Source organism: Dactylosporangium thailandense (assembly GCF_059739745.1).
Genome location: NZ_AP029195.1, coordinates 12,089,842 through 12,115,118, shown reverse-complemented (window position 1 = coordinate 12,115,118; position 25,277 = coordinate 12,089,842). Strand labels below are relative to the sequence as shown.

20 protein-coding genes and 1 pseudogene are annotated in these 25,277 nt (G+C 71.0%); 8 read left to right on the top strand and 13 right to left on the bottom strand.

From position 1 onward, the window contains the following. The first annotated feature begins 151 nt into the window (after window positions 1-151). Together AC6JBM_RS54635 and AC6JBM_RS54630 are read left to right on the top strand one after the other, a co-directional pair. Window positions 152-1,168, top strand: a complete 1,017-nt coding sequence (locus tag AC6JBM_RS54635; protein ID WP_497981334.1) for a TerC family protein — start codon at window positions 152-154, stop codon at window positions 1,166-1,168. A gap of 115 nt (window positions 1,169-1,283) precedes the next feature. Further along, entirely contained in the window at window positions 1,284-2,243 is a 960-nt protein-coding gene (locus AC6JBM_RS54630) for a terpene synthase family protein (protein WP_497981333.1), read from the top strand. A 123-nt stretch (window positions 2,244-2,366) separates the two neighbouring features. Here AC6JBM_RS54630 and typA read toward each other — a convergent pair whose 3' ends face one another. After that, complete coding sequence (gene typA / locus AC6JBM_RS54625) at window positions 2,367-4,232, bottom strand: translational GTPase TypA (RefSeq protein ID WP_497981332.1); 1,866 nt, start codon at window positions 4,230-4,232, stop codon at window positions 2,367-2,369. 187 nt (window positions 4,233-4,419) lie between these two features. Between typA and AC6JBM_RS54620 the strand changes: the two genes are divergently transcribed. Further along, window positions 4,420-5,202 carry a lytic transglycosylase domain-containing protein gene (locus tag AC6JBM_RS54620; RefSeq protein WP_497981331.1) on the top strand — a complete coding sequence of 261 codons (783 nt, stop codon included), beginning with the start codon at window positions 4,420-4,422 and terminating at the stop codon, window positions 5,200-5,202. 1 nt (window position 5,203) lies between these two features. Here the strand turns inward: AC6JBM_RS54620 and AC6JBM_RS54615 are convergent, their stop codons facing one another. From AC6JBM_RS54615 to pnuC, 8 genes are read right to left on the bottom strand one after another with little or no spacing between them, the layout of a single operon-like run. Further along, window positions 5,204-5,539, bottom strand: a complete 336-nt coding sequence (locus tag AC6JBM_RS54615; RefSeq protein WP_497981330.1) for a hypothetical protein — start codon at window positions 5,537-5,539, stop codon at window positions 5,204-5,206. A gap of 17 nt (window positions 5,540-5,556) precedes the next feature. Continuing rightward, window positions 5,557-6,402: an STM4011 family radical SAM protein gene (locus AC6JBM_RS54610; RefSeq protein WP_497981329.1), complete on the bottom strand. Its 846-nt coding sequence runs from the start codon at window positions 6,400-6,402 to the stop codon at window positions 5,557-5,559. Beyond that, window positions 6,399-7,697 (bottom strand): STM4012 family radical SAM protein, encoded by a 1,299-nt coding sequence (locus AC6JBM_RS54605; RefSeq protein WP_497981328.1) that lies wholly within the window; start codon window positions 7,695-7,697, stop codon window positions 6,399-6,401. The genes AC6JBM_RS54610 and AC6JBM_RS54605 overlap by 4 nt, the downstream gene beginning before the upstream one ends. Next, complete coding sequence (locus tag AC6JBM_RS54600; RefSeq protein WP_497981327.1) at window positions 7,691-8,485, bottom strand: STM4013/SEN3800 family hydrolase; 795 nt, start codon at window positions 8,483-8,485, stop codon at window positions 7,691-7,693. Before AC6JBM_RS54600 ends, AC6JBM_RS54605 begins: the two co-directional genes overlap by 7 nt. Next, on the bottom strand, window positions 8,482-9,516 hold the full coding sequence (locus AC6JBM_RS54595; RefSeq protein ID WP_497981326.1) for an STM4014 family protein: 1,035 nt from the start codon (window positions 9,514-9,516) through the stop codon (window positions 8,482-8,484). The genes AC6JBM_RS54600 and AC6JBM_RS54595 overlap by 4 nt, the downstream gene beginning before the upstream one ends. After that, window positions 9,513-10,436, bottom strand: a complete 924-nt coding sequence (locus tag AC6JBM_RS54590) for an STM4015 family protein (protein ID WP_497981325.1) — start codon at window positions 10,434-10,436, stop codon at window positions 9,513-9,515. The genes AC6JBM_RS54595 and AC6JBM_RS54590 overlap by 4 nt, the downstream gene beginning before the upstream one ends. A gap of 10 nt (window positions 10,437-10,446) precedes the next feature. After that, window positions 10,447-11,541, bottom strand: coding sequence for an AAA family ATPase (locus tag AC6JBM_RS54585; protein ID WP_497981324.1), 1,095 nt, complete (start codon window positions 11,539-11,541; stop codon window positions 10,447-10,449). Then, window positions 11,526-12,155 (bottom strand): nicotinamide riboside transporter PnuC, encoded by a 630-nt coding sequence (gene pnuC, locus AC6JBM_RS54580; protein WP_497981323.1) that lies wholly within the window; start codon window positions 12,153-12,155, stop codon window positions 11,526-11,528. The genes AC6JBM_RS54585 and pnuC overlap by 16 nt, the downstream gene beginning before the upstream one ends. A 16-nt stretch (window positions 12,156-12,171) precedes the next feature. Between pnuC and AC6JBM_RS54575 the strand changes: the two genes are divergently transcribed. After that, complete coding sequence (locus AC6JBM_RS54575; protein ID WP_497981322.1) at window positions 12,172-12,465, top strand: antibiotic biosynthesis monooxygenase family protein; 294 nt, start codon at window positions 12,172-12,174, stop codon at window positions 12,463-12,465. 3 nt (window positions 12,466-12,468) lie between these two features. Here the strand turns inward: AC6JBM_RS54575 and AC6JBM_RS54570 are convergent, their stop codons facing one another. Continuing rightward, window positions 12,469-13,359 carry a hypothetical protein gene (locus AC6JBM_RS54570; RefSeq protein WP_497981321.1) on the bottom strand — a complete coding sequence of 297 codons (891 nt, stop codon included), beginning with the start codon at window positions 13,357-13,359 and terminating at the stop codon, window positions 12,469-12,471. 92 nt (window positions 13,360-13,451) lie between these two features. Then, window positions 13,452-13,652 carry a hypothetical protein gene (locus tag AC6JBM_RS54565; protein ID WP_497981320.1) on the bottom strand — a complete coding sequence of 67 codons (201 nt, stop codon included), beginning with the start codon at window positions 13,650-13,652 and terminating at the stop codon, window positions 13,452-13,454. A gap of 186 nt (window positions 13,653-13,838) precedes the next feature. Here AC6JBM_RS54565 and coaE point away from each other — a divergent pair. Beyond that, window positions 13,839-14,408, top strand: a pseudogene (gene coaE / locus AC6JBM_RS54560) (dephospho-CoA kinase); the annotation flags it as partial. Window positions 14,409-14,703: 295 nt separating this feature from the next. Beyond that, the gene (gene uvrB, locus AC6JBM_RS54555) at window positions 14,704-16,869 is read left to right on the top strand and encodes an excinuclease ABC subunit UvrB (protein WP_497981319.1); all 2,166 of its coding nucleotides are present in this window, start codon (window positions 14,704-14,706) and stop codon (window positions 16,867-16,869) included. Window positions 16,870-17,552: 683 nt separating this feature from the next. On the opposite strand, the gene rpsA is transcribed toward uvrB, so the two are convergent. Continuing rightward, entirely contained in the window at window positions 17,553-19,049 is a 1,497-nt protein-coding gene (gene rpsA / locus AC6JBM_RS54550; RefSeq protein WP_433078370.1) for a 30S ribosomal protein S1, read from the bottom strand. 260 nt (window positions 19,050-19,309) lie between these two features. Between rpsA and AC6JBM_RS54545 the strand changes: the two genes are divergently transcribed. After that, window positions 19,310-20,125, top strand: a complete 816-nt coding sequence (locus AC6JBM_RS54545) for a class I SAM-dependent methyltransferase (protein ID WP_497981318.1) — start codon at window positions 19,310-19,312, stop codon at window positions 20,123-20,125. Between the two features lie 749 nt (window positions 20,126-20,874). Here the strand turns inward: AC6JBM_RS54545 and polA are convergent. Next, a complete protein-coding gene (gene polA / locus AC6JBM_RS54540; protein ID WP_497981317.1) occupies window positions 20,875-23,568 on the bottom strand; it encodes a DNA polymerase I in 2,694 nt (897 codons plus the stop codon). Window positions 23,569-23,878: 310 nt separating this feature from the next. Here polA and AC6JBM_RS54535 point away from each other — a divergent pair, with 310 nt between their 5' ends. After that, on the top strand, window positions 23,879-25,141 hold the full coding sequence (locus AC6JBM_RS54535; RefSeq protein ID WP_497981316.1) for an ABC transporter substrate-binding protein: 1,263 nt from the start codon (window positions 23,879-23,881) through the stop codon (window positions 25,139-25,141). Window positions 25,142-25,277: the final 136 nt, after the last annotated feature.

Here is a 25,277-nt window from a genome sequence, read left to right as displayed (position 1 = left end):
GGTGTCCCACGGTGACGTGGGAGTCACACCCGGCGCCGTCGGTCATCCGGCTTCGGCGGGTGGCGGAAGAGACCTCCGGTGTCAACTACACAGCCCACGCGGCCCTCCCGGGTCGGCGTGGCCTGTGGTGTGTCTACCGGAGGAATTTCACGTGGACGTTGCCGGCTGGGTCTGGACCGCGACACTCGTCGGGCTGGGCGCGATTCTGCTGTTCGATCTCGCGATCGTCGCCCGACGGCCCCACGAGCCGTCGATCAAAGAATCGACGATCTGGGTCACGGTGTACGTCGGGCTCGCCCTCCTCTTCGGCCTGTTCGTGCTGGCCAAGTGGGGCGGGAACTACGCCGGCGAGTTCTACGCGGGCTGGCTGACCGAGTACAGCCTCTCCGTCGACAACCTGTTCGTCTTCGTGATCATCCTGTCGCGGTTCAAGGTGCCGCGGCAGTATCAGCAGAAGGTGCTGCTGATCGGGATCGTGCTCGCGCTGGTCATGCGCGGCGGGTTCATCGCGGTCGGGTCGGCCGCGATCAGCCGGTTCTCGTGGGTCTTCTACATCTTCGCCGCGTTCCTGATCTATACGGCGGTCAAGCTCGCGACGCAGGGCGAGACCGAGGCGGAGGACTTCAAGGAGAACGCGCTGATCCGCTGGTCACGGCGCGTGTTGCCGATGACGCCGAAGTACCAGGAGTCGCGGCTCACGGCGCGTGACGAGCGCGGCCGCCTGCACATGACGCCGATGATCGTGGTGCTCATCGCGATCGGCACGACGGACCTCATCTTCGCGCTCGACTCGATCCCCGCGATCTTCGGGCTCACCGCCGAGCCGTACCTGGTCTTCACCGCCAACGTGTTCGCCCTGATGGGGCTCCGGCAGCTGTACTTCCTGATCGGCGGCCTGCTCGACCGGCTCGTGTACCTCTCGATCGGCCTCAGCGTCGTGCTCGGCTTCATCGGGGTGAAGCTGTTCCTGGAGGCGCTCGCGGACAACAACCTGCCGTTCGTCAACGGCGGCAAGCACGTCTCCTGGGCCCCGCACATCGGCATCCAGACCTCACTCGCGGTGATCATCGGCACCCTGGCCATCACGACCGTCGCGTCGCTGGTCAAGGCGCGGCGTGACGAGCGTGCAGCTGCCGCACAACCGGACAAAGCTCACAAAAATGCATGAATAGCTCGCCGGGCCTCGCGTTGCGGGTCAATCAGCGCGAGGATGAGGTACCACGGCGGGCAGGTGATGCAAATTGCACGAAATGACGTACCGGGGCCATCTGTCGGCCCCCTCGGTGTTGTGCCCGTTTACACCGCGGATCTCACCGCACGCCGATGCCGTCCAACGGTGGTCGCTGCACTGGGCGACGCGGCACGGGCTGCTCGAGCGGCCCGGTGCCCGCGCGACCTTCGCGCGGGCCCGGTTCGCCAACCTCATGTGCCGCGCCCACCCGGACGCCGCCGAGCCCGAGCTGCGCCTGGCCACCGCGTGGCTGATCAGCATCTTCGTGCTCGACGACCTGTTGGAGCGGGCGCTCGTACGCGACCCGGAGCCCGCCCGCGCGGCGGTGACCGAGGTCGTGCGGCTGCTGCGCGACCAGCAGCCGGCGCCGGTCCTGGACACGGCGCTGGGCCGGCCCCTCGCCTCGGCGCTGGGTGAGGTGTGGCGGCGCACGGAGCCGCGGGTCAGCCCGGCCTGGCGGGAGCGGTTCGTCGGGCACGTGGCGGACTACCTGGCCGGCACGCTCTGGGAGGCCGGCAACCGGATCGCGGACCGGCCGCCGCTGCTGGACGAGTACCGCCGCATGCGCCACCACAGCGCCGCGACCGACATGTTCTTCGACCTCATCGAGCCGATGCACGGCGTGGAGCTGCCGGCGGCGCTGCTCGAGGACCAGGACTTCGCCATCGCCCGGCGCACGGCCGGCACGGTGATCGGGATCTTCAACGACCTGATCTCGTGGCCGAAGGAGGCCGCGGTCGGCGACCACCACAACATCGTGTTCTCGTTCCAGCGCGAGCAGCGGCTGGCGCTGGACGAGGCCGTGCTCGCGGCGGTGGCCGAGCACGACGCCCGGGTGCTGGAGTTCCAGGTCGCCCGGGACCGGCTCGAGGCGCGCTGGTGGGACGACCCGAGCTGCGTCATCGGCGTCGGCGACCTGGTCCACTGGATTCGTGGCAACGTGGACTGGTCGCTGGAGTCGGGCCGCTACACGCCCGAGGAGGTCCCGGCGCAGCGGCGCCCTACCGAGTAGGACGCCGCTCTTGCCACGACGGAGGCCGGGATTCCTGGCGGGAGCGACGGTCCGCAGGTGACGCGGACCCGAGCAATGACCGCTTCCGGCTTTTACCTTGAGGAGCTTTGCCTTGAGGAGCCTTTAGGAGTGCGCCCGCTTGCGCGCCACGCGCTCGCGGTCCTTCTGGTCGAGCATGACCTTGCGGATGCGGACCGCGTCCGGCGTGATCTCCACGCACTCGTCCTCGCGGCAGAACTCGAGGGCCTGCTCCAGCGACAGCTTGCGCGGCGGGATCAGCTTCTCGGTCTCGTCCGCGGCCGACGAGCGCATGTTCGTGAGCTTCTTCTCCTTGGTGATGTTGACGTCCATGTCGTCGGCGCGGGAGTTCTCGCCGACGATCATGCCCTCGTACACCTCGGTGGTCGGCTCCACGAACATCGAGCCGCGCTCCTGCAGGTTCATCATCGCGAACGGCGTCGCCACGCCCGAGCGGTCGGCGACCAGCGAGCCGGTGGCGCGGGTGCGCAGCTCGCCATACCACGGCTCGTAGGACTCGAACACGTGGTGCAGGATGCCCGTGCCGCGGGTGTCGGTGAGGAACTCGGTCCGGAAGCCGATCAGGCCGCGGGCCGGGACCAGCCACTCCATGCGGATCCAGCCGGTGCCGTGGTTGACCATCTGCTCCATGCGGCCCTTGCGGGTCGCCAGCAGCTGGGTGATCGCGCCGAGGTACTCCTCCGGCGCGTCGATCGTGAGCCGCTCGGTCGGCTCGTGGACCTTGCCGTCGATCTCCCGGGTCACCACCTGCGGCTTGCCCACGGTGAGCTCGTAGCCCTCGCGCCGCATCTGCTCCACCAGGATCGCCAGCGCCAGCTCGCCGCGGCCCTGGACCTCCCACGCGTCCGGGCGCTCGGTCGGCAGCACCCGCAGCGACACGTTGCCGACGAGCTCGCGCTCGAGGCGGTCGCGCACCAGGCGGGCGGTGACCTTGGCCCCCTTGACCTTGCCGGCCAGCGGCGAGGTGTTGGTGCCGATGGTCATCGAGATGGCCGGCTCGTCGACGGTGATGCGCGGCAGCGGCACGGGGTTCTCGGCGTCGGCGAGCGTGTCGCCGATCATGATCTCGCCGATGCCGGCCACGGCGATGATGTCGCCCGGCCCGGCCTCCTCGGCCGGCTTGCGCTCCAGCGCCTCGGTCATGAGCAGCTCGGAGATGCGCACGCTGGTCTGCGTGCCGTCCTCGCGGCACCAGGCCACCGTCTGGCCCTTGCGGATGCGGCCCTGGCGGACCCGGCACAGGGCCAGGCGGCCGAGGAACGGCGACGCGTCGAGGTTGGTGACGTGGGCCTGCAGCGGGGCGTCCTCGTCGTAGGCGGGCGCCGGAATGGTGCCGAGCAGCGTGCGGAACAGCGGCTGCAGGTTGTCGCTGTCCTCGGGGACCGTGCCGTCCTTGGGCTGGGTCAGCGAGGCGATGCCGTCGCGGGCGCAGGCGTAGACGATCGGGAAGTCGATCTGCTCCTCGTCGGCGTCGAGGTCGAGGAAGAGCTCGTAGGTCTCGTCGACGACCTCCTTGATCCGCGCGTCGGGGCGGTCGACCTTGTTGATCACCAGGATGATCGGCATGCGGGCCTTGAGCGCCTTGCGCAGCACGAACCGGGTCTGCGGCAGCGGGCCCTCGCTCGCGTCGACCAGCAGCACCACGCCGTCGACCATGGTCAGGCCGCGCTCGACCTCGCCGCCGAAGTCGGCGTGGCCCGGCGTGTCGATGATGTTGATCGTGACCGGGTCGCCACCGTCCTGGGGGACATAGCGCACCGCGGTGTTCTTGGCGAGAATGGTGATGCCCTTCTCGCGCTCGAGGTCCATCGAGTCCATGACCCGGTCGGTGAGCTCGGCGCGGGCGTGGAACGCGCCGGACTGCCGCAACATCGCGTCGACGAGGGTGGTCTTGCCGTGGTCGACGTGGGCGACGATGGCCACGTTGCGGAGGTCTGAACGGGTCTGCATGTCTTCCATTGTTCCAGGCGCCGTGTCATGGAAATCGGGGGTCCCGCGCGTCTGGTAATTGGGGCTAGCCTGACGTGCACGGGGAGGAGAACACACGTCGATGGATGATGACACTGCGGAGTTCGAAGCTTACGAAGAGCGGCGCCGGCCGAAACGCAACCTCGGATGGATACTGCTCTCGGTCGCGATGGCCGTGGTGCTGGTCGGCTGCGGGGTGATCGGGGCGACCCTGGTCAAGGGCGTGGGCTCCAGCAAGCCCGCCGCGCAGGAGCGGCACGACGGGTCCGTGCCGATCGCACCGGTCTCGGCGGCGCCGCCGAGCACCGAGGCGCCCGTCGAGATCGTGGAGACGACCTCGGCCCCGCCGACGTCGAAGGCGCCGACGCAGACGAAGAAGCCGACCAAGAAGCCGTCGCCGAAGGTCACCGAGACGGTCCTGCCCCCGGCCCCGCCGCACACCACGTGCACGCCGGTGCGCGGGACGAACCAGCTGCCCAAGGCGACCGTGAAGGGATACCTCGACAAGGCCGCGACCACGCACTTCTGGGGCACCAAGACCGACCCGGACTACGAGCAGATCGTGGTGCCGCAGCGGCTGCTCTACGCGGTGGCCGAGCAGGAGAGCGGGTGGCAGACGGACATCACGGCGTGTGACGGCGGCCTCGGGGTGATGCAGATCATGCCGAGCACCCAGACGTTCGTGAACACCCGCTTCGGCACGAGCTGGGATCGCACCAAACCCGACCAGAACGTGATGCTCGGCGCGAACTACCTCGCCTGGCTCATCGCGTACTTCGGGCCCAAGCTCGGCACGTATGACATGACCGACACGAAGCTGCTCAACGCGGTCATCTCCGCGTACAACTGGGGTCCCGGCGGGGTCGACTACGCGGGCGGGGTGTACCCGAACCCGCAGTACGTGCAGAACGTACGCGCCCTGATGACGGCCAGCCGCGCCGGGAACTACTAGCTCAGTCCTCCGGGAATCCGGTCGAGGGGCCGACGTCGGTGTAACGGCCGGCGTCGGCGTCCCACTCGAACTGCCGGCCCTCCGAGCCCGCGGCGACGATCTTGCCGAACGCCGGATACCGCTCGACCAGCCACTCCAGCTCCGGCATGAGCAGCTCGCCCGCGTCGGCCAGCTGCTCGTCGGTCTCGTCGCCGACGAGCAGGTTCCAGCCGCTGGCCGTGCGTCCGCCGGGGCCGGGCGGCAGGGTGGCGTCCTCCGGGTCGTGGTACACGTATCCCGGGGTCAGCGACTCGTCCTCCACCAGCCGTCGCGACGCGAACGCGATCAGGTTGTCCATGCGGTCCAGTATGGCTGCTACCGGCCGGGACCCCCGCCAGGGATGCGCTCCAGCACACCGCCCGCGAAGACGTCGTACAGCGGCAGCGTCTTGAGGTGCACGTAGCCGATGTGGCAGTCGCAGATCGCGTTCGGGCAGGGCCGCTCGGCGCGCCGGGCCGTCCACGAGCCGTCGTAGAGGTTGCCCAGCACCTCGGGCACGAAGTGGCAGCGGCGCACGGTGCCGTCGCCGGACACCGAGACGACCTCGTCGCCGGTGCGGCACGGCATCCCCAGGGACAGGTGCGGCCGGACGCTGTAGCCGAACAGCGGGTCGATCGCCGTCCAGGCCGCCTCCTCCTCGGCGCCGTAGACGTGGCCGTCGGCGGCGTTCACCCAGAGGTACACGTCCGGGCCGAGCCGTTCCTTGAGCCGCCCGGCGGCCTCGAGGTGCCCGGGGAGCCCGACGATGCCGGCGGAGTGCCGGATGCCGTGCTCCCGCAGCGTGGCGCTCGCGGCCAGGAAGCGTTCCTGCGTCGTCTGGCCCGGGTGGTACGTGCACCACAGCGCCAGCTTCGCGGGGTCCGCGTCCGCGACCCAGCCGAGCCGGGCCGACAGGTTCGTCTGGATCGCGGCGCGGCCGACGTGCGGCAGGTGGGACAGCTCGATCAGGGCGCTGCGGTACCAGCTGCGGGTGAGACCCTCGCCCCAGGGCGTGAACAGCACCTCCACCGGCTCGTCGGCGTCGCGGACCCAGGCGACGAACCGCTCCAGCGCGGCCCGGTCGGCGCGCAGCAGGTCGGGCGGGTCGCGGCGCTTGGCGAACGGGCAGTACGGGCAGTCGTAGTTGCAGCTCGCGAGCGGGCCGCGGTAGAGGATCCTCATCGCGTCACGTGCCCGGCCATGGCCTCGCGGACGCCGGCCGAGATGAGCCAGGGCCCGATCGCGTCGGAGTGGGCGAGGCCCTCGGCGGTGAGCCGGTGGCCCTCGGCGTAGCCGGCGTCGCGGAGCCGGGCCAGGGCCGGGAAGTCGTCGTCGACCGAGGTCCCGAACCGCGCCGAATACCCCGCCGGGTCCACGCCCTCGGCCCGCAGCAGCGACTTGAGCAGCCAGCGGCGCCGCTGCTCGGCCGCGTCGAGGGCGAACCCGACCTCGGCGACGTCGAAGTCGGCCTCGGGGCGCGCGAGGTAGTCGGCGAGGATGCCCCGCACGTGCGGGACGCCGACCGCGTAGTCGAACGAGTAGTGCAGCGCCCGCGTGTAGGAGCGGGCGCCGCAGCCGAGGCCGACCATGCCGTCGTCCTGGCAGCAGTACTCGTCGGGTGTGTCCGGCCGCCCGTCCGGCCGGCGGAACTGGCGCATCGAGCGCTGCTCGTAGCCCTCGGCGGTGAGCCTGGCCACGGCGTGGCGGTAGAGCTCCAGGCGCTGCGCGTCCCACTGCGGGTCGGCGCCCTTGCTCCGCCGTCCGAGGCCGGTCTGCGGGCGGACGTAGAGCGGGTAGAGGTACAGCTCCTCGGGCCCCCAGCGCAGCGCCGTGCTCAGGGACTCGTCCCAGGTCGTGCGGGTCTGGCCGGGGATGCCATAGATGAGGTCGATGTTGAGCCCGGCCGGGCCGGCGGCGCGGATCGCGTCGAGGGCCCGGTCGACCTCGGGGCGGTGCTGGGGCCGGCCGGCGGCGTGGGCCTCGGCGTCGAGGAAGCTCTGCACGCCGATGCTGATCCGGGTCGCGCCGCGCTCGTTGAGCACCTTGAGCCGGTCGGGGGTGGCCGTCGCCGGGGAGGTCTCGACCGACATCGGCCCCCGCGCGAACCCGGTGCCGCGCTCGATCAGGTCGAACAGCTCGGTCAGCTCGGGCGCGGTGAGATAGGTCGGGGTGCCGCCGCCGATCGCCGCCCGCGCGAACCGGGCGCCGGGGATCGCGGCCATCGCGCGGGCCGTCTGCCGGCGCAGCTGGGCCAGGTAGGCGGTGACCTGCTCGTGCGGCGGGTTGGCGCGGGTGAAGAGGTTGCAGAAGCCGCAGCGCATCTCGCAGTAGGGCACGTGCACGTAGAGGAACAGGTTCGCCAGGTCCTCGCCGGCCCAGACGTCCGCGAGGCGGGGCCGCGGGTCGAGGGGGCGGTAGGCGGTCTTGTGCGGATACGCGTACAGGTAGCCCTGATACGGCGAGCCGAGGTTCACCATGCGCCCGCCTCCAGGGTCAGCTCGGCGTAGGGCACGGTCCACACGACCTCGTGCGCGACCCGGTGCCCGGTGTGCCCGTCCTCGCCGTAGGCGGTGCCGTGGTCGCTGCACAGGATGACGCGGCAGGGACGGCCGCGCGAGGTCACCAGGCGCAGCAGCCGCGGGAGGTGGCGGTCGACGTATTCCAGCGCCGCCCCGTGCGACGCGATGGAGTCCTCCTCGGCGCCGGGCAGGTAGTGCTTGTTGGGCTGGTGCAGGGCGGCGACGTTGACGAAGGTGAACAACGGCCCGGCGCCGGGGAGGGCCGCTCGCAGGGTCTCGAGCTGGACCTCGAAGCAGGCCGGGTTGGTGACGCCCGTCGCGCGCGACCAGTGGGCCTCGTCGAACAGGGCCGGCAGGACGCTGCCGAGCGGGGACGTCATCGCGAAGAACCCGACGCCGCCGAGGCAGATCGTGTGATAGCCCTCGGCGCGCAGCGCGGTCACCACGTCCGGCGCGTCGAACTCCCAGGTGTCGGCGCCGACGGTGGTGCTGCCGGCGAACCGGGCCGCGAACGGGCGCTCGTGCGGGCCGGGCGTCGGCGGTGTGGGCAGGAACCCGGCGAAGAACGCGTGGTGGGCCGCGTAGGTGAACGAGGCCGGCGACTGCCGCCGCTCCCACGCGCCGCCCGGCAGGACCCGGGCCAGGTTGGGCGTGCGGCCCGCGGCGAGCAGGTCGGCGGCGACGTCGTAGCGCAGCGTGTCGAGCGTGACGAAGAGCAGGTCGTGGCTGCCCAGGAGCGACTTCACACCGGCACCGCCCAGCTCGGCAGGGCCGCGACCTCGGCCGCGTAGGTGTCGCGACCGTCGACGAGCAGGTTCGGCAGCAGGTCGCCGAACGCGTTGACCTCGGCGACGGCGTGCTCGCCGAAGCCGGGCGCGAACATCAGGTCGACGCCGGCGTGCAGGCTGCCCGGGAAGCAGGCGGCGGCCCGCTCGCACGTCTGCAGGGCGGCCGCCCAGCGCTCCTCCCCCGCCGCGGCCCGGATCGCGGCCAGGTCGCCGCGGGCGTTGCCCAGGTGCAGGTTGGTCAGCGGGGTGCGGCTGGTGCGGGCGACGACGTGGCTCGCCCGGCCGGCGATGACCACGACCCGCAGGTCGAAGACCGTGCCGGCGTGGGTGGCCTTCGGGAACCAGCGCTCGACGTGCAGGCCGTCGGCGCCGAGCCGGTCGATGATCGCGGCGACCGTGCGCTCGTCGGTGTAGTGGTGCACGCGCAGCTCGTTGTAGAGCCGCCCGTCCTCGACGCCGACCGAGGTGTGGGCGCTGACCCTGGACCGGTTGAACGCCAGCGCGACGACGCCGGACGCGGAGCTGCCGTGCGCGGGCTTGACGAAGACCCGCGACCAGCCGGCGGCGCGGACCTCCGCGTAGCTCGTGGCCGGGAACCCGGCCGGGACCGGCACGCCGCGCTCCCGCAGCAGGCCGTGGCAGCGGCGCTTGTCGAACATGACGGCCAGCTCGTCCACCGGCGTCGTGAGCGGGCCGGTGGCGGCGCGCTCGACCCGGCGGGCGGCGGCGACGAACCCCGCATACCAGGCGGCGAGGCCGACGATCTCGCCGTGCCCGGCGGCCCGGTCGGCGCCGCGCAGCAGCCGGTCGACCTCGGCGTCCTCCCCCGGCGACTCCAGCCGCACCAGCGATCCGGGGGCGATCGCGAAGTCGCCGGCGCACACGTCCCGCCAGCCCACGACCGCGGGCGCGGGCCACCCCGCGGCCACGGCGGCGGCGCGGAACAGCTCCACCCGCCGGTGCCCCGGGATGCCGACGACGGTGATCATTCCGCGACCGAGACGTATCTGAAGCCGTCCTCGTCGGCCTCCTGCTCGTCGGAGACGTCGACGCGGACGCCGGGCAGCTCCTCGGCGAACCGGGTGGCCATCTCCTTCGACATGAAGTGGTGCGACAGGTCGAGCGAGCGCAGGTGGGTCAGCGGCTGGCCGAGCAGCAGCGCCTCGGCGCCGGCGTCGGACAGCGCGCCCATCGACAGGTCGAGGCTCTCCAGCCGGGCCACGACGGGCGCGGCGGCCAGGGCCGTGGCGACGTCGTCGGCGATCTCCGCGTTGCGCAGGGCCAGCCGCCTGAGCGCGGGCAGCTCGGTGCCGGTCATGATCGGGGCGAGGTCGTCGACGACCGCGTCGCCGCCGTATTCCTGGGTGCCCAGCCACAGCTCCAGATCCGTGAGGGCGGGGAACGAGGAGTCGTTGAAGCCGCGGATGAACGAGGCCGGCAGCCCGCCGCTCTCCACGCACAGCTCCCGCAGCCGGCGGTGGCGCACCGGGGCTAGCCGCAGCCCGTCGGCGCCGCGGATGTGCAGCACCTCCAGGGCCGGGAAGGCGCCCAGCAGCGGCGCGTATTCCCCCTGGTTGATCCAGGAGATCTCGCACTCCTCGTAGGTCATCTCGCCGACGAACAGCGCGCGCAGCTCGGTGAGCCGGTCGCGGGCGGCGGTGAGCAGGTGCAGCGGCGGCCCGGAGGCCTGCGACTCGCCCCACGAGCCGATCACCAGCGCGGTGATGTGGTGCGCGCCGACCGTGTCCATGAGCGCGTTGAGGGCGTCGGCGACCTCCCGCTCCCCGTCGTCGTAGCGGACGCTGATCCGCCATGCGACCCGCTCGCCGTGCCGCTGCACCCGGGTGCCGGGCTTGAACGGCCGGACGGGCAGGCCCGCGAAGGTGGTGAGGTTGGTGCCGATCGTCATGGGCGGGACGTTAGCAGGACCCTCCGACAATTCTGTTCGAGTCGGCCGGGAGCAGCGGCGATGCCAGATTCCAGCCCGCGGCGAGCACGTCGTCGACCGCCCTGACGGCGCTTGTGAGGCGGCGGCGGTACGGCCCGGAGAGCTCGATCCAGGGCACCCCGCGCCCGGCGAGCTCGTCGCGGAACCGGCCCGTCATCCAGGCGCGCAGGTGCTCGCCGTCGCGCATGCCGTCGTCCTCGAACGGGACGTCCTCGTCGCTGGTGAGCAGGTACAGGTCCGGCCGGCGGGCGGCGGCGCGGACCGGCTCGGAGGTGTGGCCGAGGTACCGCTCCTCCCAGATCGCGGTCGCGAAGCTGTCGGTGTCGCAGACGAGCACCGGCCCGCCGGCCCGCGCCGCGGCGTCCTCGGCGGCGTTCTGCTCACGCGCGACGGTCACGAAGTCGTCGCGCGTCCACACCAGGTCGGCCATCGTCTGGCCCGGGCGCAGCCGCGCCATCTTGAGCGCGGTGAGGGTGCGGCCGTACTCCTCGACCCAGGTCGTGCCCGCGAACACGCCTCCACGCAGGCGCAGGTGCGAGGCCAGGGCGCGGGCCAGGGTGGTCGTGCCCGTCGACTCCGCGCCGACGACCACGACCCGCTTCGCGAACCAGCCGCGCACCGGCGGCGCCAGCTTGTCCCAGTGGGCGACGGGGTCGGCGCGCACGGCGGTGCCGGAGACGGGAACCGTGCCGCGGGCCGGGTCGACCGGGACGTGGCGGGCGCCGAAGCGGCGGGCCAGCTCCTCGCCGTACTCCTCCGAGGAGAAGACCCGGTCGACCTTCTTCGCGCCGACGGCCCGGCGGAACGTGGCCGTGTGGGCGTCCCAGGCGGCCTCGGAGCCGTAGTCGATCGGGGTGTCGTCGTAGATGCCGACGAAGCGGACGTGCGGCGACGCGGCGTGCACCTCGCGCAGCCACGCGACCCGGTCCTCGAGCGGGATCGACTCCACCGTCGAGGGCGCGACCACGACGGTCACCTCGTCGCAGGCGCGGGCGGCGGTGTCGATGAGGTGATGGTGGCCCGCGTGCGGCGGGTAGAACTTGCCGATGACTAGTCCGTGGACCACGCCGGGCTCCCCTCCGGCGCGCGGCGCAGCTCGGCCCGCCAGGCCCGCAGGCCGAAGACGCACAGCGTCAGGAAGACGAGGTACAGCAGCGCGGTGAGCCAGAGGTCCTTGTAGCCGTACAGCGGGATGTAGACGATGTCGACCGAGATCCACAGCCACCAGCTCTCCACCAGGCGCCTGGTCTGGCCGTAGGTCGCGAGCAGCGACACGGCGGTCGTGAGCGCGTCCGGCCAGGGGACCGTGGATTCGGTGAAGCGGTCGAGGTACCACCACAGCGCCACGCTCAGCAGCACGCCCGCAACCGCGAGCCACCACCACTCGGCCCGGGTCGTGGTGCGCACCCGCTGCTGCAGCCGACCGGTGCTCCAGCACCACCAGCCGTAGGCGCCGAGGGCGACGTAGACGACCTGCAGCCAGGCGTCGCCGAAGAGCCCGACGTGCCAGAAGGCGACGATGAACAGCAGGTTGTTGGCGATCCCGACCGGCCAGTTCGCGATGTGCTGGCGCACGACGAGATAGACGCAGAGCAGGCCGCTGGCGAATCCGAGCAGCTCAGCCCAGGTGGTTGGGGCACCGAACGCGTGCAACGCCGCGGAGGTCAGCCAGTCGAGCACGGTCTACCCTAGCTGGATGGTTCTGGAAGTCGCACTGATCGACGTGCTCGAAGGCCGCGAGGACGAGTTCGCCGCCGCCTATCGCAAGGCCCATGAGGTGCTGGCCACGACGCCGGGGTGCCGCTCGGTGCGCATGACCCGCGGGATCGAGAGCGCGTCGCGCTTCGTGCTGCTCGTGGAGTGGGACTCGGTCGACGCGCACCTGGACAACTTCCGGGCCACCGACCGGTTCACGCAGTGGCGGGGGCTCATCGGGCCGTTCTTCGACGGAGCCCCCCGCGTGGAGCACTTCACCGACGTCACGGTGTAGCGCTCAGTCGCCGCTCTTCTTGTAGACCACGAAGTCCAGGTTCGACGTGTAGAGCGCACCGGTGACGAGCTCGCCCGCCCGGGTCATGAACCAGGCGTAACGGCTCTCGCTGGTGCGCACGCACACCCGCGCCCCCGGCACGAGGCTGCCGATCACGACCTGGCTGACCCAGCGGTCCTCGGGCAGCGTGGAGCACGCGGCCAGCGACGGCGTGTCGGCGGTGAGCAGCAGCGCGAACTTGGCGCCGTTGGCGGCGCTGATGCCGATCGCGCCCGCGGTGGCGTCGGCGCCGGCGGCCTGCTTGACGCCGCTGTCGAAGTCGTACGCGTCGTCGGGCTGGCCGGCCAGGACCACGAACTGGGCCGTGCCCGCCCGCAGGATCGCCGTGCTGGGCGGGGCCGCCGGGACCGTCGTCTCCGCGCTCGCGCCCGCGCTCACGGTCTGGCTCGGCCCGGTGCTCGTCTGCGCGCTCGTCGCGGCGCCGCTCGGCCTCGCGCTGCCGCTGTCGACGATGATCGGCAGCGCCGCCTCGGTCGTGGGACCGGGGGCCGCGATGGTGTCGCTCTGGTCCTTGGTCTCGGGTTTCGTGTCGCGGGTCGCCAGGACGCCCCCGACGGCCGCGATCACCAGCACGATGAGGCCGATGATCAGGACGCCGATGCGCCCCTTGCGCGACGGCTCCGGCTCCGGAACCGGCACCGGCTCGGGTGCCGGCTCGCCCGCCGTCTCCTCCGCCTTCGGCGGCGCGGGCTGGCGCGGCACGATCGAGTAGGCCGACGTGGGCCAGCCCGAGCCGCCGTCCAGCGGCGAGTCCGACATCCAGCCGCGCCGGCTCTTCGGCTTGGGCGGCGGTGGCGACCCGTTGACCTGGTCCTGGCCGTTCTCCGGCTCCATGCGGCGCGTCCTTCTGGTCCCTGGCAGTTGTGCGGTTGCCCGGGAGAGTATCGCTGAACGGCCACGGCGCGCGCCACGGCGGAACGGACCGACTACCGGGCCAGCATCTGCGCGACCGCGTTGGCGCCGCTGGCCGTATACCAGCCGCTCACGGCCAGCATTCCCAGCACCGCGGCCGCGACCAGGAACGCCCAGCCGTCGGAGGTCGTGCGCCAGCGCGGGTTGGCGCGGCGGTGGCGCGGGCGGCGCGCGGGCCGGCTACCCGATGGCGCCGTACCGCTACCCTGCGGCATGAAACCAGCCCAATCGCGGCGCGCCAGGCCCGCCCGGCCCAGGCTGTGTCGCCCCACTGTCATGATCTTCCCCCGTGATCTTCCGCTTGAGTCGGAAGGTATCTTGACAATCCACGCAATCCGTGCAGCACACGCCGTCCGGACCCCGGCGGGCCGCCGCGATTCACCTTCGGGTGTGATGGCGTCATGAAGATGATCGGGCTCACCGGCGGCATCGGCAGCGGCAAGAGCGCGGTGGCGGCGCGGCTGGCGGCGCTCGGCGCGGTGATCGTCGACTCCGACCGGCTGGCCCGCGAGGTGGTCGAGCCGGGGACGCCGGGCCTCGCCGCGGTCGTCGAGGCGTTCGGGGCCGGGGTGCTGGACGCGTCCGGGGCGCTGGACCGCCCGGCGCTGGGCCGCATCGTCTTCGCGGACGCCTCGGCGCGGCGGCGGCTCGAGGAGATCACCCATCCGCTCGTGCGGGAGCGGTCGGCCGAGCTGGTGGCGGCGGCACCGCCCGGCTCGATCGTCGTCAACGACGTGCCCCTGCTCGTCGAGAAGGGCATGTCTGGCCTGTACTCCCTTGTCGTGATCGTCTTCGCGTCGCTGGAGACGCGCCTCGACCGGCTCGTGCGCATCCGGGGCATGGCGCGGGACGAGGCGATGGCGCGGATCGCGGCGCAGGCCACCGACGAGCAGCGCCGGGCGGTGGCGGACATCGCCATCGAGAACGACGGCTCGATCTCGGACCTGGACCGGTCCGTGGCGGCCGCCTGGGAACGGATTCGGGCCGTTTAGGTGCTCAGGCGCTCAGGCGCTCGCGGCGGCCGGTCGCGCGTGTCGCGCGATCCCGCCTCGGTGCGCTCGCCGGCCGTGACGGGCCGGGGCTGCAACCGGGCGCCGGGAGGGCCTGCGTGATGGGCGGGCCGGCTCTCCGGTCGGCCGCCGCGAGCGGCCTACGGCGTCTACGGTAGACCGGTGATGTTCCCCACACAATCGCCGGGTTGAATACGTCCGGCCACCGAGGGCGAGGACCCGGAAAGTGTCATACCCCCCGCGTACGGTTGGGGGCATGGCGCTCGACATCCCACGCTTGGACCGCCGTTTCGAGGTGGTCAGCGAATATAAGCCCTCCGGCGACCAGCCCGCGGCGATCGACGCCCTCGCCAAGCGGGTGCGGGGCGGGGACCGGCACACGGTGCTGCTCGGTGCGACCGGCACCGGCAAGAGCGCGACGACGGCCTGGCTCGTGGAGCGGCTGCAGCGCCCGACGCTGGTGCTCGCCCACAACAAGACCCTGGCCGCGCAGCTGGCCAAGGAGTTCCGCGACCTGATGCCGCACAACGCGGTCGAATACTTCGTCAGCTACTACGACTACTACCAGCCCGAGGCCTACATCCCGCAGACCGACACCTACATCGAGAAGGACTCGTCGGTCAACGAGGAGGTCGAGCGGCTGCGGCACTCGGCCACGATGAGCCTGCTGACCCGGCGCGACGTGATCGTGGTCGCGACCGTGTCGGCGATCTACGGGCTCGGCACGCCGGAGGAATACCTCGACCGCGCGGCGAAGGTCAGCGTCGGCGAGGAGATCGACCGGGACAAGCTGCTGCGGCGGCTCGTCGATATTCAGTACACGCGCAACGACCTGGCGTTCAACCGGGGCACCTTCCGGGTGCGGGGCGACACGCTGGAGATCATCCCGGCCTACGAGGAGCTCGCGATCCGCATCGAGTTCTTCGGCGACGAGATCGAGCGCCTCTCCTACCTGCACCCGCTGACCGGCGACGAGATCCGCCAGACCGACCAGCTGCTGATCTTCCCGGCGACGCACTACGCGGCCGGGCCGGAGCGCATGGAGCGGGCCATCGCCGCCATCGAGGTGGAGCTCGAGGAGCGCCTGGCCGAGCTCGACCGGGAGGGCAAGCTGCTCGAGGCCCAGCGGCTGCGGATGCGCACGACCTACGACGTCGAGATGATGCGCCAGGTCGGGTTCTGCAACGGCATCGAGAACTACTCGCGGCACATCGACGGGCGCGAGGCCGGCAGCCCGCCGCACTGCCTGCTCGACTACTTCCCCGACGACTTCCTCACCGTCATCGACGAGTCGCACGCGACGGTGCCGCAGATCGGCGGCATGTATGAGGGCGACGCCTCCCGCAAGCGGACCCTCGTCGAGCACGGGTTCCGGCTGCCCAGCGCCCAGGACAACCGGCCGCTGCGCTTCGACGAGTTCGAGGAGCGGGTGGGGCAGACGGTCTACCTGTCGGCGACCCCGGGGCCGTGGGAGCTGGGCAAGACCCAGGGCGAGTTCGTCGAGCAGGTGATCCGCCCGACCGGCCTGATCGACCCCGAGGTGGTGCTCAAGCCGACCAAGGGCCAGATCGACGACCTCATGCACGAGATCAAGCTGCGCACCGAGCGCGACGAGCGCGTGCTGGTCACGACGCTGACGAAGAAGATGGCCGAGGACCTCACGGACTACCTGCTCGAGCACGGCATCCGGGTTCGCTACCTGCACTCCGAGGTCGACACGCTGCGCCGGGTGGAGCTGCTGCGCGAGCTGCGCCGCGGCGAGTTCGACGTGCTGGTCGGCATCAACCTGCTCCGCGAGGGGCTCGACCTGCCCGAGGTGAGCCTGGTCGCGATCCTCGACGCCGACAAGGAGGGGTTCCTGCGCTCGGGCACGAGCCTCATCCAGACCATCGGCCGCGCGGCGCGCAACGTGTCCGGGCAGGTGCACATGTACGCCGACAAGATGACGCCCTCGATGGCCCTCGCGATCGACGAGACCAACCGGCGGCGGGAGAAGCAGCAGGCGTACAACAAGGCCAACGGCATCGACCCGCAGCCGCTGCGCAAGAAGCTCGGCGACATCCTCGACGACATCTACCGCGAGGCCGAGGACACCGCCGGCGCCGTCTCCGGCCACGGCCCGGGCGGCGCGGTGGTCATCGGCGGCGGCCGCCAGATGAGCCGCGGCAAGTCCCCGGAGAACACCCGCGCCCGCCAGAAGGGCGGCGGCACGAAGGGCGCGGCGGGGGCGGCCGGCGCGCCCGCGGCTCCCGCCCGGGCCGGCATGGCCCGCGCCGAGCTGGCCACCCTCATCCAGGACCTGAACGAGCAGATGCTGGGCGCGGCGCGCGAGCTGCAGTTCGAGCTCGCGGCGCGCCTGCGCGACGAGGTCGCCGAGCTGAAGAAGGAGCTGCGCGCCATGGACGTGGCCGGCGTGAAGTAGCCACCCACGACCGGCTGGCCCGCGCAGCCGACCCGCGCGGGCCGGCCACCTCCAGCGCACCCGCCAACGGCCCGCGCAGCCTCAACCGCCGCGCGGGCCGACTGGGCGCCGGCGACCTCAACGCCACCGCGAGCGCGCCCGCTCCCGTGCCCGACCCGGCGCCCCTTGCCGTCCCGCTCGCAATTCGCCGCTGCACGCCGCCCGCGGCGCCTCGCAGCGCGCCACCCCCGTGCCTGATCACAGCTCATCGTCCGCGCGGCCCGACTCGGCGCCTTGCAGCACGCCGCCGGCAGGCCCGCGCAACCTCAGCCGCACGGCCCAACAGGCGCCGGCCACCGGCGACCCTCGATGCCGCTCGTGGGCGCCATGCAGCACGCCCGTTCCTGCCCGATCCGACGCCGCGGCGCTACCTCGCGCGCCGCATAGCACTGGCCTCAGGGAAAGTCATCGCGCTCTCGCCAGCGGCTCTTCGACGAGGCGGGGCCGGACCCGTGCTCTTCTGCGCCTCGCGGGCGCTGTGCGCTGCGAAAAGTCGGGCGCTTCGCGCCACGACTTTTCGGATTTATACCCTGACAGGCGACGAGCCCGATATCGAGGCATTCGCAGGTCTGTCCGGAAACGGGAAAGCCCCGGCTCCTCGGAAGGAGCCGGGGCTTCCCGGTGTTGCTAGGGCTTGCTGCGGGTCAGCTCTTGCCGCCGGCGAGCTTCTCGCGCAGGGCGGCCAGGGCCTCGTCCGTGGCCAGGGTGCCCGAGGGCTCCTCCGGCGCGCGGGCCGCGGTCGGGGTCGACGAGGAGACCGAGCCACCCTGCGGGGCGGCCGCGGCCGGCTCGGCGGTCGCGTCGGCCTGGCGAGCCGTCTGGACCTGCTTGGTGTGGGCCTCCCAGCGCTGACGCGCCTCGGCGTACTGCTGCTCCCACGCCTCGCGCTGCTTCTCGAAGCCCGGCATCCACTCGGCGGTCTCCGGGTCGAAGCCCTCCGGGTAGATGTAGTTGCCCTGCTCGTCGTAGGTCGCCGACATGCCGTAGAGGGTCGGGTCGAAGTGCTCCTCGCCCTCGACGAAGCCCTCGTTGGCCTGCTTGAGCGACAGCGAGATCCGCCGGCGCTCGAGGTCGATGTCGATGACCTTGACCATGACGTCCGAGCCGACCTGCACGACCTGCTCCGGGATCTCCACGTGGCGCTCGGCCAGCTCGGAGATGTGCACCAGGCCCTCGATGCCGTCGTCCACGCGGACGAACGCACCGAACGGGACGAGCTTGGTGACCTTACCCGGCACGATCTGCTGGATCGCGTGGGTGCGGGCGAACTGACGCCACGGGTCCTCCTGGGTCGCCTTCAGCGACAGGGAGACGCGCTCGCGGTCCAGGTCGACGTCGAGGACCTCGACCTCCACCTCCTGGCCGACCTCGACCACCTCGGACGGGTGATCGATGTGCTTCCAGGACAGCTCGGAGACGTGGACCAGACCGTCGACACCACCGAGGTCGACGAAGGCACCGAAGTTGACGATCGAGGACACGACGCCCTTGCGGACCTGGCCCTTCTGCAGCTTGTGCAGGAACTCGGTCCGGACCTCGGACTGGGTCTGCTCGAGGTAGGCCCGGCGGGACAGCACCACGTTGTTGCGGTTCTTGTCCAGCTCGATGATCTTGGCCTCGAGCTCCCGTCCGACATACGGCTGCAGGTCGCGCACGCGGCGCATCTCGACCAGGGAGGCCGGCAGGAAGCCGCGCAGGCCGATGTCGAGGATGAGACCACCCTTGACGACCTCGATGACGGAGCCGCGGACGACGCCGTCGTCCTCCTTGATCTTCTCGATCGTGCCCCAAGCGCGCTCGTACTGCGCACGCTTCTTCGACAGGATCAGACGGCCTTCCTTGTCCTCCTTCTGGAGAACGAGGGCCTCGATGTGGTCACCGACCGACACGACCTCAGCAGGGTCGACATCGTGCTTGATCGACAGCTCGCGCGAGGGGATGACACCCTCGGTCTTGTAGCCGATGTCGAGCAGGACCTCGTCCCGGTCGACCTTGACGACGGTGCCTTCGACGATGTCGCCGTCATTGAAGTACTTGATGGTCTCATCGATCGCGGCGAGGAACGCCTCCTCGGAACCGAGGTCGTCGATGGTGACCTTGTTGCTGCTGGCGCTCGAGGTGGCCTCGATGCTGCTCGTCATGTGGGCTGTTGCTCCGGTCGGTGGATTACCTGGTGAACCTGCGCGCTCCCGCGGACCCGTCGTCGGGCACAACCGGCCAGTCGCAGTGCAGGATCAGTGCATTGGAAGCTCAGGATGTGTTCGGCGACCGTGAGCCTGCTCCATGCCGAGGCGCACAAACCCACGAGTGCACCGATCAGCCTACCCTGCGCCATACCACATGGTCCAACCCTCCCCCATACCCGATCTGCCGAGTTTCGCAGGGCCTACCGTTGCTCCCCATGGAATCGTCACCTGACGCAGGCGTCACACGACGCGCCGTGAGCCCCGCCGAGAGCCGGAGGGCGAGCCGGCGCTGGTGGGACGCCGACGCCGACGACTACCAGGCGGAACACGGTTCCTTCCTGGGTGACGCCGACTTCGTGTGGTGCCCCGAGGGCCTGCGCGAGGCCGACGCGCGCCTGCTCGGCGACGTCAGGGGCCGCAAAGTCCTCGAGATCGGCTGCGGCGCGGCCTCGTGCTCGCGCTGGCTGAAGACCCAGGGTGCCGAGGTCGTCGCGTCCGACCTCTCCGCCGGCATGCTGCGCCACGCGAGCGCCGGGTCCACCCGATCGGGCGTACGCGTCCCACTCCTGCAGGCCGACGCCACCGCGCTGCCGTTCGCCGAGGGCGCATTCGACATCGTGTGCACGGCCTTCGGCGCCGTCCCGTTCGTGGCGGACTCGTCCCGCGTGATGCGCGAGGTGTACCGCGTCCTGCGCCCCGGCGGCCGCTGGGCCTTCTCGATCACGCACCCGATGCGCTGGGTCTTCCTCGACGACCCCGGCGAGGGCGGCCTGGTCGCCGTGCACTCGTACTTCGATCGCCGCGCGTACGTCGAGGAGGACGAGCGGCACGTCCCGACCTATGTGGAACAGCACCGGACGCTGGGCGACCGCATCCGGGAGCTGGTGACCGCCGGCTTCGTCCTGGATGACCTGATCGAACCGGAATGGCCGGACGGCCACGACAAGACCTGGGGTCAATGGAGCCCGCTCAGGGGCCGGATCTTCCCCGGCACGGCGATCTTCATAGCGACGAAGCCCACGAAATCATGAAATGTCCGAAAAGTCGTGGCGCGAAGCGCCCGACTTTTCGGCAACCCCCGCGACCCACGCAAACCCCGCGACCCACGCAAACCCCGCGACCCAGGGCAAACCCCGCGGCCATGCAACCGCGCATCCCAGGCAAGTCTCGCGGCACCGATAAGCCTCGCGGCACGGACAAATCGCGCAGCCCAGGCAGAACCCGCGACTCAGTCAAGCCGCGCAGCACCGATAAACCCGGCAGAACACGAGACCCCGGGCACAGGCGAAGCCGCGGGACAAATGCAGCCGCGGACCGAGCAGCCTCGACAGGGAGACGGGCCGACGTGCAGGCCGGCCCGCCCCAACGTGCACACCAGCAGCGCGCCGCAGCGTCAGACCGACGCCGCGGCGCGACCGCGGCCGAGCGCAGAGCAAGCCGGGCGCGCTGCGGCGTCAGAGCGACGCTGCGGCGCACCCACGACCGAGCCGAAGAGCAAGCCGAACGCGCCGTAGCGTCAGACCGACGCTGCGGCGCGACCACGAGCGAGCCGAAGAGCAAGCCGAACGCGCCGCGGCGTCAGACCGACGCCGCGGCGCGACCACGAGCGAGCCGAAGAGCAAGCCGAACGCGCCGCGGCGTCAGACCGACGCTGCGGCGCGACCGCGGCCGAGCGCAGAGCAAGCCGGGCGCGCTGCGGCGTCAGAGCGACGCTACGGCGCGACCACGAGCGAGCCGAGGAGCGGGCCGGCCCGCGCCCAAGAGCACCGGCGGGCTCGAATCAGTGGTCGGCGGCGTTCCAGTCGGAGCCGATGCCGACCGAGACGCCCAGGGGTACGTCGAGCGGATAGGCGCCGCCCATCGCCTCGCGGACGAGTGCTTCCAGGGGCTCGCGCTCGCCCGTGGCCACCTCGAACACCAGCTCGTCGTGGACCTGCAGGAGCATCCGCGAGCGCAGGCCGGAGGAGCGCAGGGCCTCGTCCACGCGCAGCATCGCGACCTTGATGATGTCCGCGGCCGAGCCCTGGATCGGGGCGTTGAGCGCCATGCGTTCGGCCATCTCGCGGCGCTGGCGGTTGTCGCTGTTGAGGTCGGGCAGGTAGCGCCGGCGGCCCAGCACCGTCTCCGTGTATCCGTCCCGGCGGGCCTGGGCGACGATCGAGCGCAGGTATTCGCGCACCCCGCCGAACGTGGCGAAGTATTCCTCCATGAGCACCGTCGCCTCGGCCGGCGTGATGCCGAGCTGGGTGCCGAGCCCGTAGGAGGACAGGCCGTAGGCGAGCCCGTAGTTCATCGCCTTGATCTTGCGGCGCTGGTCGGGCACGACCTCGGCGACGGGCACCGAGAAGACCGAGGACGCGGTCGCGGCGTGGAAGTCGAAGCCGGAGTTGAATGCCTCGATGAGCGCGGCGTCCTTGGACAGGTGCGCCATGATCCGCATCTCGATCTGGCTGTAGTCCGCGGTCAGCAGCGTCTCGAAGCCCTCGCCGACGACGAAGGCGCGGCGAATGCGCCGGCCCTCCTCGGTGCGGATCGGGATGTTCTGCAGGTTGGGGTCGGTGCTGGAGAGGCGCCCGGTGGCCGCGACGGTCTGGTAGTAGGTCGTGTGGATGCGCCCGTCGTCGCTGATCGACTTGAGCAGCCCGTCGACGGTGGTCTTGAGCTTGGCGACGTCGCGGTGGCGCAGCAGGTGCTCCAGGAGCGGGTGCTCGGTCTGGGCGAACAGGCTCTGCAGCGCGTCGGCGTCGGTCGTGTAGCCCGTCTTGATCTTCTTCGTCTTGGGCAGCCCGAGCTCGTTGAACAGGATCTCCTGCAGCTGCTTGGGCGAGCCCAGGTTGAACTCGCGCCCGATCACGCCGTAGGCGGCCTGGGCGGCACCCTTCACCCCGCCGGCGAACTGCGCCTCGAGCTCGCCGAGGTATTCCGTGTCGGCCGCGATCCCGGCCCGCTCCATCTCGGCGAGCACGTAGACGAGCGGCAGCTCGACCTCGGCCAGCAGGCGGGAGGAGGAGTCGCCGTCGCGGCGCAGCTCCTCGCCGATCGCCTCGGCGAGGTCGAGGGTGGCCCGGGCGCGGAGCATGAGGTTTTCCTCGGCCTCGCCGGTGTTGCCGCCGAGCCCCTCCAGGGTCAGCTGCCCGCTCTCGGGGGCATCGACGCGCAGCTCGCGCTTGAGATAGCGCAGGGCGAGGTCGTTGAGGTCGTAGGAGCGCTGGTCCGGCCGGGCCAGATAGGCCTCCAGCGCGGTGTCGCTCACCACGCCGGCCAGCTCGCCCCAGCCGCGGGCCTGGAACGCGAGGCGGGCGGGCTTCACGTCGTGCAGGACCTTGGGCCGGTCGGTGGCGGCGAGCCACGCGCCGACCGCGGCGTCGTCGGCCTCGTCGAGCTCGGTGGGGTCGAACCAGGCCGCGGGCCCGCCGGCGACGGCGAGCGCGATGCCGGTGAGCGAGCCCGTGCCGCGCCCGAACTTGCCGGCGACGGCCACGCCGGTGCGCACCCCGGCCGGGGCGTGCTGCCCGAGCCAGGCGCCGACGCCGCCGCGCAGCACCTCGCCCTCGAGGTCGAAGCCGGACTCGGCCTCGGGCTCGACCGCGTCGAGGTACTGATACAGCCGATCCCGCAGCACCCGGAACTCCAGCGAGTCGAAGATCTGGTGCACGGCCTCGCGGTCCCAGCCCCGCCAGCGCAGGTCCTGGGGCCCCAGCGGCAGCTCCAGGTGGTCGACGAGGTGGTTGAGCTCGTAGTTGCGCATGACGTCGGCGAGGTGGGCCCGCACGTTCTCGCCGGCCTTGCCCTTGATCTCGTCGACCCGCGCGATGATCCCGTCGAGCCCGCCGAACTGCACGATCCACTTGGCCGCGGTCTTGTCGCCGACCCCGGGCACCCCGGAGAGGTTGTCGCTGTCCTCGCCGACGAGCGCGGCCTTGTCCCGGTACTGCGACGGCGGAATCCCGTATTTCTCCTCGACCCGCGCCGGGGTCATGCGGTCCATCTCGGTGACGCCGCGCTTGAGGTAGAGCACCGTGACGATGTCGCTGACCAGCTGGAACGAGTCGCGGTCGCCGGTGATGATCGAGGTCGGCAGACCCTGCTCGGTGGCCTGCCGGGCGAGCGTGGCGATCACGTCGTCGGCCTCGTAGCCCGGCTTCTCCACGAACGGGATGCGCAGCGCGTTGAGGACCTCCTTGATGAGGTCCACCTGGCCGGAGAACTCGGGCTTGGACGCGGAGCGGTTGGCCTTGTACTCCGCGTATTTCTCCAGCCGGAACGTCTGCCGCGAGACGTCGAACGCCACCGCGATGTGCGTGGGCCGCTCGTCCCGCAGCATGTTGATCAGCATCGACGTGAAGCCGAAGACGGCGTTGGTCACCTGGCCCGTCGCCGTGGAGAAGTTCTCCGCGGGCAGGGCGAAGAACGCCCGGTAGGCGAGCGAGTGCCCGTCGAGCAGCAACAGCCTGGAGTCAGTCGAACCCGTCACACCACCGAGCCTAGTCGTGGGGTATGACAAAAAACCGCCCAGCCCCTCGGGGCGTTTCAGGCAGAATGTCCGATTCACCCGGCGGGCGGCACTTGCCGGGAAGCCTTGCCGGAAGGCCGGAACGAAAACCCCGGACAAAGCGATTCGCGTTGCGGTTGCGAACACGAAGATTACGACTGCGCAACTTCCTTGGGCGTGTTGGGCCGAAGGCCTAGTGCCGCGCGGGCACTGTCATTAGGTTGAGCCCTCATCAGCGTCTTGGCATCTAGGCGCAACCACGCCTACCGCGCTGTTAAAAAGGAGACAGGTGATGATCCGCCCCAATCTCGGATGGCGCTCCGTCGCCGTGCTGAGCGCCGCCTGCCTGGCGCTCGGTGCGTGTGGCGACGACAAGGCCGACAGCCCCTCGACGGGCGCCACCAGCGGCGGCGCCGCGGCGGCCGGTGACGGCGTGCTCAAGATCGGCACGATCCTGCCGCAGACCGGCTCTCTGGCCTTCCTCGGCCCGCCGGAGTTCGCCGGCGTCGACGTGGCCATCAAGGAGATCAACGACAACGGCGGCGTGCTGGGCAAGCCGGTGCAGATCACCCACATGGACTCGGGCGACACCTCCACGGACATCGCCACCCAGTCGGTGAACAAGCTGCTCACGGACAAGACCGACGTCATCATCGGCGCCGCCTCGTCCTCCGTCTCGCTGTCCGTCATCGACAAGATCACGGGCGCCGGGGTCGTGGAGATCTCGCCGGCGAACACCTCGACGGCGTTCACCACCTACAACGACCACGGCCTCTACTTCCGCACCGCGCCCCCGGACACCCTCCAGGGCCGCGTGCTCGGCGACCTGATCCTCCAGGACGGCAACGCGAACGTCGGCATGCTGGTCCTCAACGACTCCTACGGCACCGGCCTCGCCGAGAACGCCAAGAAGCAGATCGAGGGCGGCGGCGGCAAGGTCGTCGCGTCGGTGACCTACGACCCGAAGGCCGCGGACTTCAGCGGTGAGGTCGGCCAGATCAAGGCGGCCAACCCGGACGCGATCGCGATCATCGGCTTCGACGAGACCAAGAAGATCGTCCCCAAGCTGGTCGAGCAGGGCCTGAAGAGCAAGAAGTGGTACTTCGTGGACGGCAACATCGCCGACTACTCGAAGGACTTCCCGGCCGGCACGCTGACCGGCTACAAGGGCACCCAGCCCGGCGCCGAGACCAAGGCCGACTTCAAGCAGCGCCTGCTCGCCGCGAACAAGGACCTGAAGGACTTCAACTACGCCGTTGAGTCCTACGACGCGACCATCCTCGCGGCCCTGGCCGCCGAGGAGGCCGGCAGCGACAACCCGGCCGAGATCGCCAAGCACCTCACCACCGTCTCCAAGGGCGGCGAGAAGTGCACCACGTACAAGCAGTGCGTGGACCTGATCAAGGCCAAGAAGGACATCGACTACGACGGCCTCTCCGGCCCGATCTCCTTCAACGACGCCGGTGACCCGGCCGAGGCCACCATCGGTGTCTACACCTACGGCCCGGACAACAAGCTCCTCCCGGACGTGAAGTACCAGAACGGCAAGATCTGAGCCTGACGGCCCCGAAGGCCCCCGTCGCGCGAGCGGCGGGGGCCTTTTCGTGCGTCCGCGCACAGTTCCCGATAAACGAGCAAAAAGCCGCAAAAGCCTATGGCTCGGGCCGCGTCAGTCACAGACCGTCGCTCCC